A 17,283-nucleotide genomic window follows, 5' to 3' on the forward strand; every position below is an offset into this window, starting at 1 on the left:
ATACCTATCGATCCCCACGGCACAAGCCATTGGCCGTTGCCGTCACCCGGCGGGCATAGTGGCGCCATTGCCACCTTAACGGAGCCACTTCCATGTTACAGATCCGCGATCACATGAGCCGTTCGACCCACTCCCTCACCCCGCAACTCGGCCTGGCCGAGGCGCTGGACCGGCTGCATGACTCAGGCCTGAGCGGCCTGCCGGTGCTGGACCCGCAGCAGCGGCTGATCGGTTTTCTCTCCGAGCAGGATTGCATTCCGAGCCTGCTCACCGGCAGCTATCACTGCGATACCCGCACCCGGGTCGAGGATCTGATGAGCCGGACACCGCTCTCGGTCAGCCCGGATGACAGCATACTTGACCTGGCTCGCCAGATGACCGAGGCCAGACCCAAGGTCTATCCGGTGCTGGAGGGGAACCGGGTAGTCGGCATCATCAGCCGCCGACAGGTCATGCAGGCTCTCAACGCCCAGATGAAGGGTTGCCTGCCCACCTAAATCTGGTAGCGCCCCTTGTCGCCGATATCGAAGTGCAGCGGCATGCGCCACTTGGCCAGGGAGAGCAGACAGAGCAGCAACCCGCACACCAGCGCCACCAGGGCGGCGGCCCAGCCGATACCGGCCAGCTCCAGCAGCCACAACAGGGGCAGCAACAGAGGGACCGCCCTGATCCCCGGAATGGCGAAGCAGAACTGCTCCTTGAAGGCCAGCCCCGCCAACGTGGCCAACGCCGCCCCCAGCACCAGCACATCCGGCGCCCCGCTCGCACTGAGCAGCAGGGCGCCCCAGCCCAGCCCCTGCAGCACAAAGCGAATGCGCTTGTCATAGACATGCAAGCATAACCCGCATACCCCGCTGGCCACGGCCAGCGCCACCAGCCAGCTCGCCGGCGCCAAAAAATCCTGCCCGAGCAGCAGACTTGCCCCTCGACACAGCAGCAGCAAGGCTGCCAGACTCAAGCCAAGGCGATAGAGGCAGACCGACACTCTGTCGATGCCGTCCAGCTCGCTTTCTATTTCAGGGTTTGCCATCGGCGGTCGCCTCTGTTGCAGGTAGGGGCCAATATACTTGAATTATGCCCGCGAGCGATTCCCTATTCCGTGCAGGAGATGTGGTTTGCGAAGATTCATTCTGCTCTGCCTGTTGTTCCCCCTCTGGCTGCAGGCCAAAGAGTTGATCATCGGTGGCACCCTGGAGCCGCCGCTGAAGTTTCTGGATGCACAGGGCGTTCCCCATGGTCTGGACGTGGACGTGGTCAGTACCATCTTCGGCAAGCTGCGCATTCCCATTCGCATCGAGCTGACCGACTCCGGCGCCCGGCTGACCCGCAACGCCGAAACAGGGGTCTACGACCTGGTGATGACCCACTCCTACAAGCCGGAGCGGGAGCGCTATCTGCTCTACCCCCAGCAGGCCCACCTGCGCCACAGCTGGCACTTCTTCGTGCGCAAGGCCGACCTGCTGAAGATCCGCTACGACACCCTGAGCGATCTGAAACCCTGGCGCATCGGCATCACCAAGGATTTCTCCTATACCCCGGAGCTGACCGCCGCCCTCGCCGACCCGGCCTATCACTTCCAGGAGATCCCCATCAACCAGCTGCAACTGCGCAAGCTGATCGCCGGGCGTATCGATGTGGTGCCCATGCCGCTGGTCACCGCCTTCGCCCAGATCAAGGAGGAGGGGCTGGAGGGCAAGCTCGATTACCTGCCCAAGCCGCTCAAGGCCAGCCCTTACTACACCGTCTGGACCAAGGCCAGGGCCGATGCCACTACCCCGGCCCTGATGGCGGCCTACGACGCCGAACTGCTGCGCATGAAGCGCGACGGCCGGCTCAAGGCCATCTACGACCACTACGGCATCCCCTATATCGAGCCCTGAGCCCGACCGTCAGGGCTGCACATCCCGCAAGATCGGGCACTGCAGTGAAATCAGGGTTTCGCCTGTGAAATGGATCTCCCGCGTCCCTCAGCCCTTAAGGCTTCACATCCCGCAAGATCGGGTTTTGCAGCGAGATTAACGTCTCGGTGGACTGGATCTCGTCGATGGTCTGAATCTTGTGGATCAGTACCGTCTGCAACTCGTCGATGGAACGGGTCATCACCTTCATGAAGATGCTGTAGTGGCCAGTGGTGTAGTAGGCCTCCACCACTTCGTCCAGCGCCTGCAGCTTGGCCAGCGCCGAGGGGTAATCCTTGGCGCTCTTCAGATTGATGCCGATGAAGCAGCAGACGTCGTAGCCCAGCTTCTTGGGGTTCACCTGTACCCGCGTACCCTCGATGATGCCCGCCTGCTTCATCTTCTCCACCCGCACATGGATGGTGCCCGGGCTGACCAGCAGTTGCTTGGCAAGCTCGGCATAGGGAATGCGCGCATTCTCCATCAGGGCGGTGAGGATGGCCTGATCGAGATTATCGATCCGATAATTTTCCGGCACTTTTTTGCACTTCCTTTGATGATTCATCATTAATTACCGGTGTATTTTGAATAAAAAAATACACAAAGCCTATTTCTATTATCGAATATTGAATTTAGTTGGCAATCTGTTGAAGAATCCTCACATCCAACGGGTTCAAGACAGGTATTCAGCATGAAACAGCACTACATTCGCAGCCAGCAACAGATCAGCTTCGTCAAAGAGATGTTCTCCCGCCAACTCGCCCAGCAACTGGGTCTGATGGAGGTGCAAGCCCCCATCCTGAGCCGGGTCGGTGATGGCACTCAAGACAACCTCTCTGGCCACGAGAATGCGGTGCAGGTCAAGGTGAAGACCCTGCCTGAGCACAGCTACGAAGTGGTGCACTCACTGGCCAAATGGAAGCGTCAGACTCTCGGTCGCTTCGGTTTCGGCCCGGGCGAAGGCATCTACACCCACATGAAGGCGCTGCGTCCGGACGAGGATCGCCTCACCCCCATCCACTCCGTCTACGTGGATCAGTGGGACTGGGAGAAGGTGATGCCGAGCGAGCGCCGTGACCTGGCCTACCTGCAGGAGACCGTGCGCGGCATCTGGGCTGCCATCAAGGCCACCGAGCGCGCGGTCTGTGCCGAGCACGAGCTGACTCCCTTCCTGCCGGCCGAGATCCAGTTTCTGCACAGCGAAGAGCTGCTGACCCGCTACCCGGACCTCGATGCCAAGGGGCGCGAGCGCGCCATCGCCAAGGAGCTGGGGGCCGTGTTCCTGATCGGCATCGGCGGTGCCCTTTCCCACGGCGAGCGCCACGACGTGCGTGCCCCGGACTACGACGACTGGAGCAGCCACAGCGAGCTGGGGCTGGCCGGTCTGAACGGTGACATCCTGGTGTGGAACCCGGTGCTGCAGGACAGCTTCGAGATCTCCTCCATGGGGATCCGGGTCGACGCCGAGGCGCTGCGCCGTCAGCTGGCCATCACCGGCGACGAGGATCGCCTGCAGTACGACTGGCACCAGGATCTGCTGGCCGCGCGCATGCCGCAAACCATCGGCGGCGGCATCGGCCAATCCCGTCTGGCCATGCTGCTGCTGCAAAAAGAGCACATCGGCCAGGTCCAGGTCGGCGTCTGGCCGGCCGAGATGAAAGCCGCCGTGCAAGGCATGCTGTAACGAATGAAAGCCATGCCGGCGCGATTGCCGCCGGCAGGATAACAGGCAGGTGGCCGTCGGGGTTGAGCGAGCGCATCCCCGGCAGGCTGTAAGAGGCGAGGCCAGCAGTGGTCGCGCTTCGCAATCGGGGGCTTGCCCCTGCGACCCGCTCAACCCACGTCAGGTCGCTTCACTACATTCCTCCCGGCAATCTTCGGATTGCCGTTTTTTTACGCCGAAAAACTGTGCTCAAAACCTGCCCCGATCTGGCGCTGGCGCGGCAACCCCGCCTTTCTGCTGCCGGTGCAGTGGCAGGCAAACAACTGCTCTACCGCCTCTTCACGCAGATAGGCAGCGAGCGCCACCGCCCGCTCTGGGCCGGAAAACTTCAGGTGCAGGCCGCCGATGACGGCGTGGATCCGCTCGTCGCCACACACCTCCTTGGCCCGCTCGACGATGTTCTCGACCCCGGCGTGACCGCAGCCGATAAAGACGATGAGCCCCTGCTCGCTCTTGTAGGCCAGCGCCGAATCGTCGCTGATGAGGTCTTTCTCCACCCGCCCGCCCCGCACTATGTAGCCGAGCAGCGAAGGCGCAGCCCGGTCGCGCCGCACAATGCTGCCGAGGAACACCAGACGATCCGAGAGCCACACCGGCTCGGCCGAGCAGTGGGGAAGCAAGCCTCTGGCCGGCAGCGACTCCCGAGCCAGCTCCCCCGACAGGCGATAGAGGTTGCGCCGCCAGAAGGGCAGCGACAGGAAGTAGCCCCGCTCGCAGAACACGTCCGGACAGGCGATGAGCGGGATGGGTCTTGGATAGACGGGCAGCGAGCCGACCCCGCCCACATGGTCGTAATGACCGTGGGAGAGCACCACATGGGTGAGCGAGGCGAGATCGATCCCCATCACGGCGGCGTTGTGGCGCAGCGCCCGGCCACGGCCGCTGTCGAACAGCACCCTGAGGCCGTCACACTCCAGCAGCAACGCCAACCCTCGCTCGGGCAGACAGCCAGGCAGATGAACCTCATCATCCACCAGCACGGAAAATTTCAGCATCTCGCTTCCCCTGAAAACAAAACGCAGGCACGAGGCCTGCGTTTTTCATCGACAATCCCGTTACTGGGTCATGGTGAGGCCATTGCTGTCGGCCCCCAGCACCAGCTTTTTGCCCGGCACGATGCGGCCGGAGAGCAGCGCCTGTGCCAGCGGGTTCTCCACCTTGTGCTGGATCGCCCGCTTGAGGGGACGCGCCCCGTAGACGGGATCGAACCCGGCGTGCACCAGCTTCTCGAGCAGCGCCTCGCTCACTTCCACCTCGTAACCCTGGGCCTCGAGACGACCCATCAGGCTCTTGAGCTGGATGCGGGCGATGGACTTGATGTGCTCCTCGCCGAGGGGGTGGAACACCACGGTCTCGTCGATCCGGTTGATGAACTCCGGCCGGAAGCTGCGGGTCAGCACCTCCATCAGCATGCCCTTCATCTCGTCGTAATCCTTCTCGGAGTGGTGCTCCTGAATGAGATCCGACCCGAGGTTGGAGGTCATGATCACCACCGAGTTGCGAAAATCGACGGTACGACCCTGACCATCGGTCAGGCGGCCATCGTCCAGCACCTGCAGCAGGATGTTGAACACATCCGGGTGTGCCTTCTCCACTTCATCCAGCAGGATCACCGAGTAGGGGCGACGGCGTACCGCCTCGGTCAGATAACCGCCCTCCTCGTAACCCACGTATCCCGGAGGCGCCCCCACCAGACGGGCCACGCTGTGTTTCTCCATGAACTCCGACATGTCGATCCGCACCATGGCGTCCTGGGTATCGAACAGGAACTCGGCCAGCGCCTTGCACAGCTCGGTCTTGCCCACCCCGGTGGGCCCCAGGAACAGGAAGGAGCCGATGGGGCGGTTCGGGTCGGAAAGCCCGGCGCGGGAGCGGCGAATGGCGTTGGAAACCGCCTCGACCGCCTCCTCCTGGCCGATCACCCGGCTGTGCAGCTGATCTTCCATCCGCAGCAGCTTGTCGCGCTCCCCTTCCAGCATGCGGGCCACCGGAATGCCGGTCCAGCGGGCCAAGACATCGGCGATCTCCACGTCGGTGACCCGGTTGCGCAGCAGGCTGGTCTCCTGCATCTCCGCCTGGGTGGCGAGATCCAGCTGTTTCTCCAGCTCCGGAATGCGGCCGTACTGCAGCTCGGACATGCGACCCAGGTCGCCTGCGCGGCGCGCCACGTCGAGATCCTGGCGGGCCTGCTCGAGGGCCGCCTTGATGTGCTGGGTGCCGGCGAGGGCGGCTTTCTCGGCCTTCCACACCTCATCCAGCTCGTTGTATTCACGATCTTTTTCGCTGATTTCCTGATTGATCAGCTCGAGCCGCTTGCGGCTGGCGTCATCGTCCTCCTTCATCAGCGCCTGCTGCTCCAGCTTGAGCTGGATGATGCGCCGCTCGAGCCGGTCGAGGGACTCGGGCTTGGAGTCGATCTGCAGCCGGATGCTGGCCGCCGCCTCGTCGATGAGGTCGATGGCCTTGTCCGGCAGCTGGCGATCCGCGATATAGCGGTGCGACAGCTGGGCCGCCGCCACGATGGCCGGGTCGGTGATCTGCACATGGTGGTGCAGCTCATAACGCTCCTTCAGGCCGCGCAGGATGGCGATGGTGTCCTCCACGCTCGGCTCCTCCACCAGCACCTTCTGGAAACGGCGCTCCAGCGCGGCATCCTTCTCGATGTACTGACGGTACTCGTCCAGGGTGGTGGCGCCGACGCAGTGCAGGTCGCCACGGGCCAGCGCCGGTTTGAGCATGTTGCCCGCATCCATGGCGCCTTCACCCTTGCCGGCGCCGACCATGGTGTGCAGCTCGTCGATGAAGAGGATGACGTTGCCCTCCTCCTTGGCCAGATCGTTGAGCACGGCCTTGAGCCGCTCCTCGAACTCACCGCGATACTTGGCACCGGCCACCAGCGCCCCCATGTCCAGCGACAGCACCCGCTTGTTCTTGAGCCCCTCCGGCACCTCGCCATTGATGATGCGCTGGGCCAGCCCTTCGACGATGGCGGTCTTGCCGACGCCGGGGGCACCGATCAGCACCGGGTTGTTCTTGGTACGGCGTTGCAGCACCTGAATGGTACGGCGGATCTCGTCATCCCGGCCGATCACCGGGTCGAGCTTGCCGATCTCGGCCCGCTCGGTCAGATCGATGGTGTATTTCTCCAGCGCCTGACGATTCTCCTCGGCGTTGGCATCCTCCACCTTCTTGCCGCCACGCACCTTGTCGATGGCCGCTTCGAGTTTTTCCTTGGTCAGCCCCTGAGCACGCAGCAGCTCGCCCAGCGTCCCCTTCTCGTCGAGGGCCGCCAGCACGAACAGTTCGGAGGAGATGAACTGATCCTTGCGCTGCTGAGCCAGCTTGTCGCAGACGTTGAGCAGCCGGCCGAGGCCGTTGGAGAGCTGCACGTCCCCTTCCACGCCGCTGACGCGCGGCAGGCGATCCAGCTCCTCGCCGAGGCGCGAGCGCAGAGAATTGATGTCCATCCCGGTCAGGGTGAGCAGCGGACGGATGGAGCCGCCATCCTGATTGACCAGGGCGGTCATCAGGTGAACGGGTTCGATGAATTGGTGGTCACGACCCAGCGCCAAAGACTGGGCATCGGAAATAGCAATCTGGAATTTGCTGGTCAGGCGATCGAGGCGCATTGCACTCCCCCTTTCAAGACAGACGCCGCTTGCGCGGCAAACAACATAACTTTCTGAGATGAAAGATGAGGCCCGTACGGACTATTTCAAGGGGCGGAGCTGGTTATTTTTTCTGCAAAGCGGGAAGCAGGCAGGATCCCCGCCCGGCAAGATGCAGGGCGGGGAGCGTCGTCAGGGCGCCAGCCAGATTATCGAAGCCATGCGGCCGGTCTGGCCGTTGCGACGATAAGAGTAGAACTGTTCGCTGTCGCTGAAGGTGCAATGTTCGCCGCCATAGACGGCGGTGACACCGGCGCGGGCGAGGCGTAGCCGGGCCAGCTGGTAGATATCCGCCAGCCATTTCCCTTCGTTAGGCGAAGAGGCGAACGCAGCCGCCGCCTCGGCCTGCTCGGCCATAAAGGCTTCGCGCACCTCGCCACCCACTTCAAACGCAGTGGGGCCGATGGCCGGACCCAGCCAGGCCAGGATCTCGCTCGGCTCGCAGCCCATGGCGGCGATGCTCGCCTCCAGCACGCCACCCTGTAGCCCGCGCCAGCCGGCGTGAGCGGCGGCCACCACGGTACCGGCCCGATCGCAGAACAGCACCGGCAGGCAGTCGGCGGTCATCACGATGCAGGCCTGACCCGCCTCACGGGCGCAGGCGGCATCCGCATCCGGCACACAGCCATAGTCGCGACTGACGGGATGCACCGCGGTACCGTGCACCTGATTGAGCCAGTTGAGAGTGCCGGGGATCCCCGCCGCCTGTTGCAACCGGGTCCGGTTGGTCTCGACCCTGGCCGGCTCGTCCCCCACGTGGGCCCCCAGATTGAGGCCGGCAAAGACCCCCTCGCTGATACCGCCGTCACGGGTGGTCGACAGGGCGCTGACCTTGGCCGGTGCCGGCCAGTCGGGTTCGATCCATTTCATCTGTGGCTCCTTTCCTTCATATAAAACGGGGCCCCTTGGCTGCAACCAGTCAAGGGGCCCCATATCAGGTCATGCAGGGCGGGTTACGGCAGGAATCGTCGCAGAGCCGCCCTCTTCATCAGTTCCAGACCAGATCATCTGTATTGGCCAGGGTGATCTTGGTGTGCAGCACTTCCATCAGTTCATCAATTCCAGACTAAATCGTCCGGATTGGCCAGGGTATCAGCTCGCAGCACTTCCATCAGGTCCAGCATGTCCTGCGGCGTAGGGGAGTGCCATTCCATCACTTCACCCGTGATGGGATGTGCCAGCTTCAGCATGGTGGCATGCAGTGCCTGACGATGGAAGCCACGCAGGGCCTCGGTCAGCTCGGGGGTGGCGTTGCGCAGCAGACGCAGACGGCCACCGTAGGCGGGATCCCCCACCAGCGGGTGCTTGATGTGGGCCATGTGGACACGGATCTGGTGGGTACGACCGGTTTCCAGTCGCAGTCGCAGACGGGTGTGGCCACGGAACTTCTCGTGCACCCGGTAGTGGGTGACGGACTCGCGTCCATTGGGCACCACGGCCATGTGGGTACGCTGGGTCGGGTGACGGCCGATGGGGGCATCGACGGTGCCGCCGGCGGTCATGTGACCGATGGCGATGGCTTCGTACTCACGGGTGATCTGGCGCGCCTGCAGCGCTTCCACCAGGTGGGTCTGGGCCGGAATGGTCTTGGCGACCACCATCAGACCCGTGGTGTCTTTATCCAGACGGTGCACGATACCGGCGCGGGGCACTTCGGCGATGGCGGGGTAGCGGTGCAGCAGGGCGTTGAGAATGGTGCCATCCGGCGTGCCGGCGCCCGGGTGAACCACCAGACCGGCCGGCTTGTCGATCACCAGAATGTGTTCATCTTCATAGACGATGTTGAGCTCGATGTTCTGGGCATCCCAACGGGTATCATCCGCCAGCTCGACATCCACATGTACCTTCTGCCCGGCCAGCACTTTCTCGCGCGGGGTATTGGCAACCTGACCATCCAGGGTCACTCTGTCCTGTAAAATCCACTCCTTGATGCGGGTACGGGAGTAGTCTGGAAACAATTCGGCCAGGGCCTGGTCGAGTCGCTGCCCGAATTGGTGATCCTGGAATTCGCCTGTCAGTTCAATATGCTGGCTCATGTATGGTCTCTTGAGCGGGGGGTATCAATTCGAAATAATCCGGGTATTCTAGCTTTTCTTTTAGCCAAGCATAACGGATACTTTGCCAATTTCGTGGAAATGGACCGGATGTTGTTGATGGGAAAGAAGTCTCACCTGCTGATGTCGCTCGCCTTGGTCGCTACCTTGATCACAGGCTGTTCCAGCACCAAACCCAAGGTACCGGACGAACCGCCGGAGACCCTGTACCAGAAAGCACGCCTCAAGCTGGATGCCGGTAACTACCTGAATGCTATCGAGTTACTGGAAGCTTTGGACTCGCGCTATCCTTTCGGCGCCTACTCCAACCAGGTTCAGCTCGACCTCATTTACGCCTACTACAAGCAGGATGATACTGCCCAGGCGATCGCCAATATCGACCGTTTTATCCGCCTCAATCCGGCGCATAAAAATATCGACTACGTCTTCTACATGCGCGGTCTGACCAACATGGCCGGCGATTACAACTTCTTCCAGGACTTCCTGGGCATCAATCGGGACGACAAAGACCCCTCCTATGCCCGTCAGGCCTTCCAGGACTTCAAGACCCTGTTGCAGAACTACCCCAACAGCGTCTATGCCGCCGACGCACGTGCCCGCATGATCGGTCTGAAGAACCGGCTTGCCCGTTACGACCTGAGCGTGGCCGAGTACTACGTGAAGCGCGATGCGCTGATCGCCGCCGCCAACCGCGCCAAGCTGATCGTCGAGACCTATCCCGACACGGCCGAAACCGAGAAAGCGCTGGAGATCATGGTTGAATCCTACGACAGCCTGAAGATGCCGACCCTGGCCCAGCATGCCCGCGAAGTGCTGGCCAAGAACTACCCGGACAATCGTCTCGGCCGCGGCTGACTCGCAGCAACGCAATGAAAAACCGGAGCCACTGGCTCCGGTTTTTTTATGGGCGCTGTTCATGGACGACATGCCCCTTCCCCTCGTGCCGGCGGCATGGGGAAAGACGGCGCACATCAGTCACGCCTTCATGCCGTGCGTTACTTGGCGACGTTGCCCGCCACGTTGAGCACATCCCAGGTGCGGGAGAAGGGCGGCGCATAGGCAAAGTCCAGCATGCCGAGCTGCTCGGTGGTCACCCCCATGGTGATGGCGACCGCCAGCGCATCGATGCGGTGTACCGCCCCCTTGCGACCGAGGATCTGCCCCCCCAGCAGCCACTTGCTGCCTGCCTCGTAGACCAGCTTGACGTGAATGTCGGACTGACCCGGGCAGTAGTTGGTGTGGCACTTGTCCTTGATCACCACGGTGCGGTAATCGATGCCCATCGCCTTGGCCTCCTGCTCGGAGAGACCGGTACGGCCTGCCTCCAGCCCCAGCACCTTGAGTGCGGCAGAACCCAGAGTGCCCGGGAACTCCTGCTCGGCCCCCGCCAGGTTCTCGCCCACCATGCGGCCCAGCTTGTTGGCGATGGTGGCGAGCGGCACATAGACCTGCTGCTGCTTCACGGCGTGCCAGACGCTGGCACAGTCACCGGCCGACCAGACGTTGGCCAGCGAACTGCGCCCCTGCCGGTCCACCTTGATGGCGCCGTTGCCGAGCCGCTCGATACCGGTATCGGCCAGGAACTCGGTATTGGGTTTGACCCCGGTGCAGACCACCACGATGTCGGCCTCGTACTCGCCATGGCTGGTACGCACACCGGTCACCCGGCCCTCCCCCAGCAGCACTTCAACTCGCTCGCCGAGATGAAGGGAGACCCCCTGCTCGCGCAGTTCGGTTTCGATGTGCTGGGTGATCTCGCCATCAAACGCGTCGGGGATGACCCGCTCCGCCAGCTCGATCAGACGCACCTCTTTGCCCTGATGCACCAGCGCCTCCACCACCTCCAGCCCGATAAAGCCGGAACCGATCACCAGGGCACGGGTGTTGGCCTTGTCCTGCACCGCGGCCTTCAGCGCCAGTCCGTCGGCCATCCGGCGCAGGCCGAATACCCCCTCCTGCTGCAGGCCGGGGATGGGGGGCATCACTTCGCGGGCGCCGGTGGCGATCATCAGCCGATCGTAGCGATCGGTGAAGGTGTCGCCCTTGTGCTCCACTGTCAGCGTCTGCGCGGCGGCATCCAGGCCCAGCACCCGGTGGCCGGTCTTGACCTCGATCCCCTTGGCGGCGAACTGCTCCGGGGTGAACTCGGCCATGTAGCCGGGCTCCTGAAACTCGTCGCCAACGAAGTAGGGCAGACCGCAGGCACCGAAGGAGATCACCTCGGATGCCTCATACACCACTATCTCAGCCTCTTTGGCCAGTCGGCGCGCCTTGGCGGCCGCACTCATGCCGGCGGCTTCGCCACCGATGATCACGATTCTCATACTCGCTCCTTTCCATGCAACGGGGAGGGCATGCCCTCCCCGCTCTCTTCATTGGTTGCTCGCCGGGGCAAGAGTCGACTCCCCCGGACTGGCGGATCAGATGGTGGACTCCTCGCCGTCCAGACACACCTCGTGCTCGCTGTTGAACACCGCCATGTCGGTCTCCCCCAGCAGACGGCTGGTAACGGTACCGGCGGTGATGGAGCCCGAGACGTTGAGGGCGGTACGGCCCATGTCGATCAGCGGCTCGATGGAGATGAGCAGACCGGCCAGCGCCACCGGGAAGTCCAGCGCGGAGAGCACGATCAAGGCGGCGAAGGTGGCACCGCCGCCAATGCCGGCCACCCCGAACGAGCTGACGGTGATGATGGCGATCAGGGTCATGATGAAGGCCGGATCCATGGGGTTGACCCCCACGGTCGGCGCAATCATCACCGCCAGCATGGCCGGATAGATGCCGGCGCAGCCGTTCTGGCCGATGGTCGAACCGAACGAGGCGGCGAAGTTGGCAATCCCCTCAGGAATGCCGAGCGCCTTGGTCTGGGTCTGCACGTTCATCGGGATGGAGCCCGCACTGGTGCGGGAGGTGAAGGCAAAGGCCAGCACCGGCATGATCTTCTTCAGATAGCGGGCCGGGTTGATGCCCACCAGGCTCACCAGCAGCAGGTGCACCGCAAACATGATGGCGATGGCGCCGTAGGAGGCCATGACGAAGCTGAGCAGATTGATGATATCGGCATAGTTGGAGCCGGACACCACCTTGGTCATCAGCGCCAGCACGCCGTAGGGGGTGAGGCGCAGCACCAGGGTCACCATCCGCATCACGATGACGTGGGCAACCTGCATGAAGTGACCGAAACTCGCGAAGATCTCCGGCTTCTTGCGGGCGATACCGGTGGCGGAGAGGCCGATGAAGATGGAGAAGATCACCACGGCGATGGTGGAAGTCTTGCGCGCGCCCGTCATGTCGAGGAAGGGGTTGGCCGGGATGAACTCCAGCACCATCTTGGCAAAGGACATGCTCTCGACGCTGCCGAGGGTGGTCTGCAGGGCCGCGCCGCGGGCGGTCTCGGCGGCGCCGGCGGTGAGCCCCTCGGCGGTCAGGCCGAACAGGTTGGACATCAGGATGCCCGCCCCGGCGGCAATCATGGTGGTGAAGATCAGCACGCCTATGGTCATGGCGCTGATCTTGCCGAGCGCGGTGCCGCCGTTGAGCTTGAGGATGGCCCCGATGATGGAGACCATGATGAGCGGCGTGATGATCATCTGCAGCAGCTTCACATAGCCGCTGCCGACGATGTCCAGGTAGTCGCCGGTCTGTACCAGCACGTCGGAACCGGCGCCGTAGAGCAGCTGCAGGGCGGCGCCGAACAGGATGCCCAACCCCAGCCCCGAGAAGACCCGGCGGGTGAAGCTGACGTGGGTTTGCTGCAACCGATAGAGAAACAGCAGCAACATGACCAGGATGGCCAGATTACCTATAACGCTAAGAGTCATGACGATATTCCCCAAATGATCGGGCCGGGCCCGAGGTGTACGGGCGAGTGCCCAGTGCGCACTCTCCCCTGAAACGCGCCGCATCGTGGCGGCCCGCCCCCCGGTGTGACCAGGGTGGCGTCAACAGGCAGAAAAACGGAGGGTGGCCTGCGCCACCCTCTTGCATCACTCGGCCTTGCCTTGTTGCTTGGCCCGCATGATGTTGATGATCTCGATATCGGTATCCAGCATCCCCTGTTTGGAGAGGCGACCCAGGTTGGCGATGGTCTGATCCACATCGTCGGAGACGATGCCTTCGCTCTGGGGCACGTGCAGGTTGTTGATGGCCATCAGCGACGATTTGACCGCCGCCGAGGTGGAGGTAGAGACCTTCATGGAACAGGCGCTGCCCGCGCCGTCGCAGATGATACCGGAAACGTCGCCGATCATGTTGTTGATACAGTGACTAATTTGCTCGAACTGGCCGCCCAGCAGCCAGGTGATGGCAGCCCCCGCCCCCATGGCGGCGGTACTGGCGGCACAGAGGGCCGACAGCTTGTTCTGGTAAGTCTTGATGTAGATGGCCACCAGGTGGCTCATCACCAGCGCCCGGGTCAGCTGCTCGTCGCTCGCCTGAAGGAAACGGGCGGCCGCCACCACCGGCATGGTGGCGGCAATGCCCTGGTTGCCGGAGCCCGAGTTGGACATGGCGGGCAGCATGGCGCCGTCCATCCGCGCATCGGAGGCGGCGGACGACAAACGCATGGCCAGGGTCATCAGATCATCGGAGAGCAGCTTGCGCTCCACCTGCTCGGTGAGGATCTTGCCGATACGCAGGCCATACCCCTGCAGCCCTTCATCTGCCAGCGCCTGGTTCATGGTGGCCGCCTCGCGGATGAAGTCGATCTCGGCCAGCGGCACCTGCAGGGCGAACTCGACAATCTCGCGCAGGGTCATGGCTGGTTTGCTGGAAGGGGCGGCCTGGATCTGCACGCCGGGGGCGCTGTCCTGCGCCATCAGCACCTCGCCGTCGCGCTCCATCAGGATGATGCGGGTATGATCGGTGCAGATCACCACCCGGGCACTGTGCCCCTCCACCTGTGCCAGCACCTCGGCGTAGAGCACGTCCGGCACGTCCTTCACATCCACCTTGATGGCAGGCAGTAGCGCCTTGGCGGCGTCGACCTGATCCGGCGTGAGAGTCTTGAGCACCTCCAGCCCGGCATCCGGGTTGCCACCGGTGATGCCGACGGCGGCCGCCACCGGCAGACCTATCATGCCGGTACCCGGCACACCGACCCCCATGCCGTTCTTGAACAGATTGCCGCTGACCCAGACGCTGACGCGAGTCGGCACCTGCCCCAGCAGCTTGCGGCAGTTGGCCGCCGCCAGCGCCACCGACATGGGTTCGGTGCAGCCAAGGGCCGGCACCACTTCACGCTTGAGCAGGGTAATAAAGTCGGTCCATTGTGCTTTCATTGCGATGTGTCTCATGTTCACGGTGCCCGATGCGGGCTTGTCATTGTGCTGTCCGCTCCACAATGGCGGAGCGACATATAACCAGTATGGCGGGAGATGCCGGGTCGGCTGCAGCCGGTCGAGGGCCGAGCCGATGATCGGGGCCGCCTGAGTCGTTGGGCAATCCGATCAACTTTTGTTAACTCTAAAGCAATAGGACTCAAATAAATTTGAGCCACTTCGCTTTTTGCGCAGGCATTATGCCCAACTGGCGGTGAAGTGCCACAAAATGTGAACAAGCGCACGGCAGGTCGCGGCCGACCTGGTTAAGCCGGCAGCGGGAGGCGTCAGAGCCCGTAACGGGTCAGCAGGGATTGATATTCGGGGGTCTGCTTGAAGGCCTTGAGGGCGAGGGAGAACTGATAGGCCAGCCGCTCGTTGCCGGGCCTGTGGGTAAAGGCGAGAAAATTGCGGTTGCTCTCGCTCACCAGTTTTTCGCTGTGGCCAACCTGATCCTGCAGCCCCTGTCCCTTGAGCAGGTAACGGCCCACCATCTGGTTCATCACGACCCCATCGAGCCGCCCCGCCATCATCAGGTGCAACTGCTTGATCATGTTGCTTTCCCCGGTCATGGCCACCCGGGTAAACAGGGCCGAGGTGAGGAACTCCTCACCGTAGGCGTAGTCGGTCTGGGTGCCGATACGCAGCCCCTTGAGGCTGGCCAGCCCCTGGAAGTCGACGGGTCTGGCGAGCGGGAAGAAGAGCACTTCCCCGCTCTGGGAGAGGGGTTCATCCGGATAGTGCAACCACTCCAGCCGGCGCTCCTCGAAGAAGGCATCGACGATGGCATCGCCGCGCTGGAGCCTGGCCTCCTGCAGCACCCGCTTCCAAGGCAGTACCTTGACCGTGGTCTGGTAACCCATCCGCTTGAGCACGGTGCGGGCCAGCTCCAGATCGGCACCGCCCAGGCTGCCGTCATCGAGCCGCATCACATAGGGCGGCCACAGCTCAGTCAGCAGGGTCAGGGTCGGTGGCTCGCTTGCCTGTGCCGCCCACCCCCACCAGAGGCAAAGCAGGATCCATCCTTTACGCCACACCATGCAGTGATCTCCTCTGTGTATTGGCTGAGGATATACCAAAAAGTGAGTAATAAAAAAGGAGGCCGGAGCCTCCTTTTTTGCTTTCCTCTCCGGCGCTTACAGCGCTTTCAGGATAGCCTCGACGCTGGCCTTGGCATCGCCAAACAGCATCTGGGTGTTCTCCTTGAAGAACAGCGGGTTCTGCACACCGGCATAGCCAGTGTTCATGGAGCGCTTGAAGCCGATGACGTTCTGCGCCTTCCACACTTCCAGCACCGGCATGCCGGCGATGGGGCTGCCCGGATCTTCCATGGCGGCCGGGTTGACGGTGTCGTTGGCACCGATCACCAATACGGTGTCGGTATCGCTGAAGTCTTCGTTGATCTCGTCCATTTCCAGAACTATGTCATACGGGACTTTCGCTTCCGCCAGCAGCACGTTCATGTGGCCTGGCAGACGACCGGCCACCGGGTGGATACCGAAGCGCACCTTGACGCCGCGATCACGCAGCTTCTGGGTGATCTCGGCCACCGGATACTGAGCCTGTGCCACCGCCATGCCGTAGCCCGGGGTGATGATGACGGAGCTGGAGTTCTTCAGCAGGTCAGCCACGTCTTCAGCGCTGGTTTCGCGGTATTCGCCCATCTCCTGGTCGGCCGTGGAGGCCACGCCGTCGGAGCCGAAGCCACCGGCGATCACCGAGATGAAGGAGCGGTTCATCGCCTTGCACATGATGTAGGAGAGGATCGCACCGGAGGAACCCACCAGCGCACCCACCACGATCAGCAGGTCATTGGAGAGCATGAAGCCCGCCGCCGCTGCCGCCCAACCGGAGTAGGAGTTCAGCATGGAAACCACCACCGGCATGTCGGCGCCACCGATGGAGGCCACCAGGTGCCAGCCGAAGGCGAAGGCGATCAGGGTCATCACCAGCAGGGCGAAGGTAGAACCGCCCGCGTTGACGAAATAGACCATCAGCGCCAGCGAGGCGACCACGGCCAACAGGTTCAGCTTGTGGCGATGCGGCAGCATCAGCGGCTTGGAGGAGATGAGACCACGCAGCTTGCCAAACGCCACCACGGAACCGGTGAAGGTCACCGCACCGATGAAGACGCCGAGGAAGATCTCGACCAGGTGGATGTTCAGCATGGCGCCGGAGAGGTGCTCGACCTGGGCTATGCTTGCCGCCTGCTCGAACGCCGCGCGGGCGGCTGCCAGGGTGGCATCCAGGTTCGAGCCAACAGACACGACCACTTCAGCGGGCGCGGAGGGGTGCAGATCGATGAAGCTGTTGAAGCCCACCAGCACGGCCGCCATACCCACGAAGCTGTGCAGCACGGCCACCAGCTCGGGCATCTCGGTCATCTCAACCTTGAGCGCCAGACGCACGCCGATGGCACCACCGATCACCATGGCCAGAATGATCCAGTGCACGCCACTGGTTTCCGGGTTGAACACGGTCGCGAGCAGGGCGATGGCCATCCCCGCGATACCGAACAGGTTGCCATGCTTGGCCGTCTCTTGCTTCGACAGTCCCGCGAGACTGAGGATGAAGAGCACGGCGGCAACGATATAGGATGCTGTTACCAGTCCTTGAGACACG

15 protein-coding genes are annotated in these 17,283 nt (G+C 62.8%); 4 read left to right on the top strand and 11 right to left on the bottom strand.

Annotated elements, in window-relative coordinates:
* Positions 1-92 precede the first annotated feature (92 nt).
* Positions 93-497 (top strand): CBS domain-containing protein, encoded by a 405-nt coding sequence (locus tag C2U40_RS21070; RefSeq protein WP_016352284.1) that lies wholly within the window; start codon positions 93-95, stop codon positions 495-497.
* Here C2U40_RS21070 and C2U40_RS21075 read toward each other — a convergent pair.
* The gene (locus C2U40_RS21075) at positions 494-1,030 is read right to left on the bottom strand and encodes a DUF2301 domain-containing membrane protein (RefSeq protein WP_041216795.1); all 537 of its coding nucleotides are present in this window, start codon (positions 1,028-1,030) and stop codon (positions 494-496) included. The two genes, C2U40_RS21070 and C2U40_RS21075, sit on opposite strands and share 4 nt — an antisense overlap.
* Positions 1,031-1,115: 85 nt before the next feature.
* Here C2U40_RS21075 and C2U40_RS21080 point away from each other — a divergent pair, with 85 nt between their 5' ends.
* Positions 1,116-1,880, top strand: coding sequence for a substrate-binding periplasmic protein (locus C2U40_RS21080; RefSeq protein WP_011707729.1), 765 nt, complete (start codon positions 1,116-1,118; stop codon positions 1,878-1,880).
* Positions 1,881-1,974: 94 nt separating this feature from the next.
* Here the strand turns inward: C2U40_RS21080 and asnC are convergent, their stop codons facing one another.
* Complete coding sequence (gene asnC / locus C2U40_RS21085) at positions 1,975-2,436, bottom strand: transcriptional regulator AsnC (RefSeq protein WP_011707730.1); 462 nt, start codon at positions 2,434-2,436, stop codon at positions 1,975-1,977.
* A gap of 153 nt (positions 2,437-2,589) precedes the next feature.
* On the opposite strand from asnC, the gene asnA reads away from it, so the two are divergent.
* Entirely contained in the window at positions 2,590-3,582 is a 993-nt protein-coding gene (asnA, locus tag C2U40_RS21090; RefSeq protein WP_016352287.1) for an aspartate--ammonia ligase, read from the top strand.
* A gap of 209 nt (positions 3,583-3,791) precedes the next feature.
* Here the strand turns inward: asnA and C2U40_RS21100 are convergent, their stop codons facing one another.
* The 4 genes from C2U40_RS21100 to rluD all read right to left on the bottom strand — a co-directional run bounded on the left by C2U40_RS21100 (position 3,792) and on the right by rluD (position 9,325).
* On the bottom strand, positions 3,792-4,616 hold the full coding sequence (locus C2U40_RS21100; RefSeq protein WP_103827774.1) for an MBL fold metallo-hydrolase: 825 nt from the start codon (positions 4,614-4,616) through the stop codon (positions 3,792-3,794).
* 60 nt (positions 4,617-4,676) lie between these two features.
* On the bottom strand, positions 4,677-7,250 hold the full coding sequence (clpB, locus tag C2U40_RS21105) for an ATP-dependent chaperone ClpB (RefSeq protein WP_024945187.1): 2,574 nt from the start codon (positions 7,248-7,250) through the stop codon (positions 4,677-4,679).
* Between the two features lie 171 nt (positions 7,251-7,421).
* Complete coding sequence (gene pgeF, locus C2U40_RS21110; RefSeq protein WP_103827773.1) at positions 7,422-8,159, bottom strand: peptidoglycan editing factor PgeF; 738 nt, start codon at positions 8,157-8,159, stop codon at positions 7,422-7,424.
* Between the two features lie 185 nt (positions 8,160-8,344).
* Positions 8,345-9,325: a 23S rRNA pseudouridine(1911/1915/1917) synthase RluD gene (gene rluD / locus C2U40_RS21115; RefSeq protein WP_011707736.1), complete on the bottom strand. Its 981-nt coding sequence runs from the start codon at positions 9,323-9,325 to the stop codon at positions 8,345-8,347.
* A 117-nt stretch (positions 9,326-9,442) separates the two neighbouring features.
* On the opposite strand from rluD, the gene C2U40_RS21120 reads away from it, so the two are divergent.
* Positions 9,443-10,198: an outer membrane protein assembly factor BamD gene (locus C2U40_RS21120; protein ID WP_029302292.1), complete on the top strand. Its 756-nt coding sequence runs from the start codon at positions 9,443-9,445 to the stop codon at positions 10,196-10,198.
* A gap of 140 nt (positions 10,199-10,338) precedes the next feature.
* On the opposite strand, the gene C2U40_RS21125 is transcribed toward C2U40_RS21120, so the two are convergent.
* The 5 genes from C2U40_RS21125 to pntB form a co-directional block, all read right to left on the bottom strand.
* A complete protein-coding gene (locus C2U40_RS21125) occupies positions 10,339-11,667 on the bottom strand; it encodes a CoA-disulfide reductase (RefSeq protein ID WP_103827772.1) in 1,329 nt (442 codons plus the stop codon).
* A 96-nt stretch (positions 11,668-11,763) separates the two neighbouring features.
* Complete coding sequence (locus C2U40_RS21130; protein WP_103827771.1) at positions 11,764-13,164, bottom strand: L-cystine transporter; 1,401 nt, start codon at positions 13,162-13,164, stop codon at positions 11,764-11,766.
* 165 nt (positions 13,165-13,329) lie between these two features.
* Complete coding sequence (locus tag C2U40_RS21135) at positions 13,330-14,637, bottom strand: L-cysteine desulfidase family protein (protein WP_162517019.1); 1,308 nt, start codon at positions 14,635-14,637, stop codon at positions 13,330-13,332.
* A gap of 311 nt (positions 14,638-14,948) precedes the next feature.
* Positions 14,949-15,701, bottom strand: coding sequence for a substrate-binding periplasmic protein (locus C2U40_RS21140; protein ID WP_029302296.1), 753 nt, complete (start codon positions 15,699-15,701; stop codon positions 14,949-14,951).
* A gap of 96 nt (positions 15,702-15,797) precedes the next feature.
* Positions 15,798-17,282: a Re/Si-specific NAD(P)(+) transhydrogenase subunit beta gene (gene pntB / locus C2U40_RS21145; protein WP_041216802.1), complete on the bottom strand. Its 1,485-nt coding sequence runs from the start codon at positions 17,280-17,282 to the stop codon at positions 15,798-15,800.
* Position 17,283 lies beyond the last annotated feature (1 nt).

The sequence above is a fragment of the Aeromonas sp. ASNIH4 genome, from assembly GCF_002934425.1.
GTDB lineage: Bacteria > Pseudomonadota > Gammaproteobacteria > Enterobacterales > Aeromonadaceae > Aeromonas > Aeromonas hydrophila.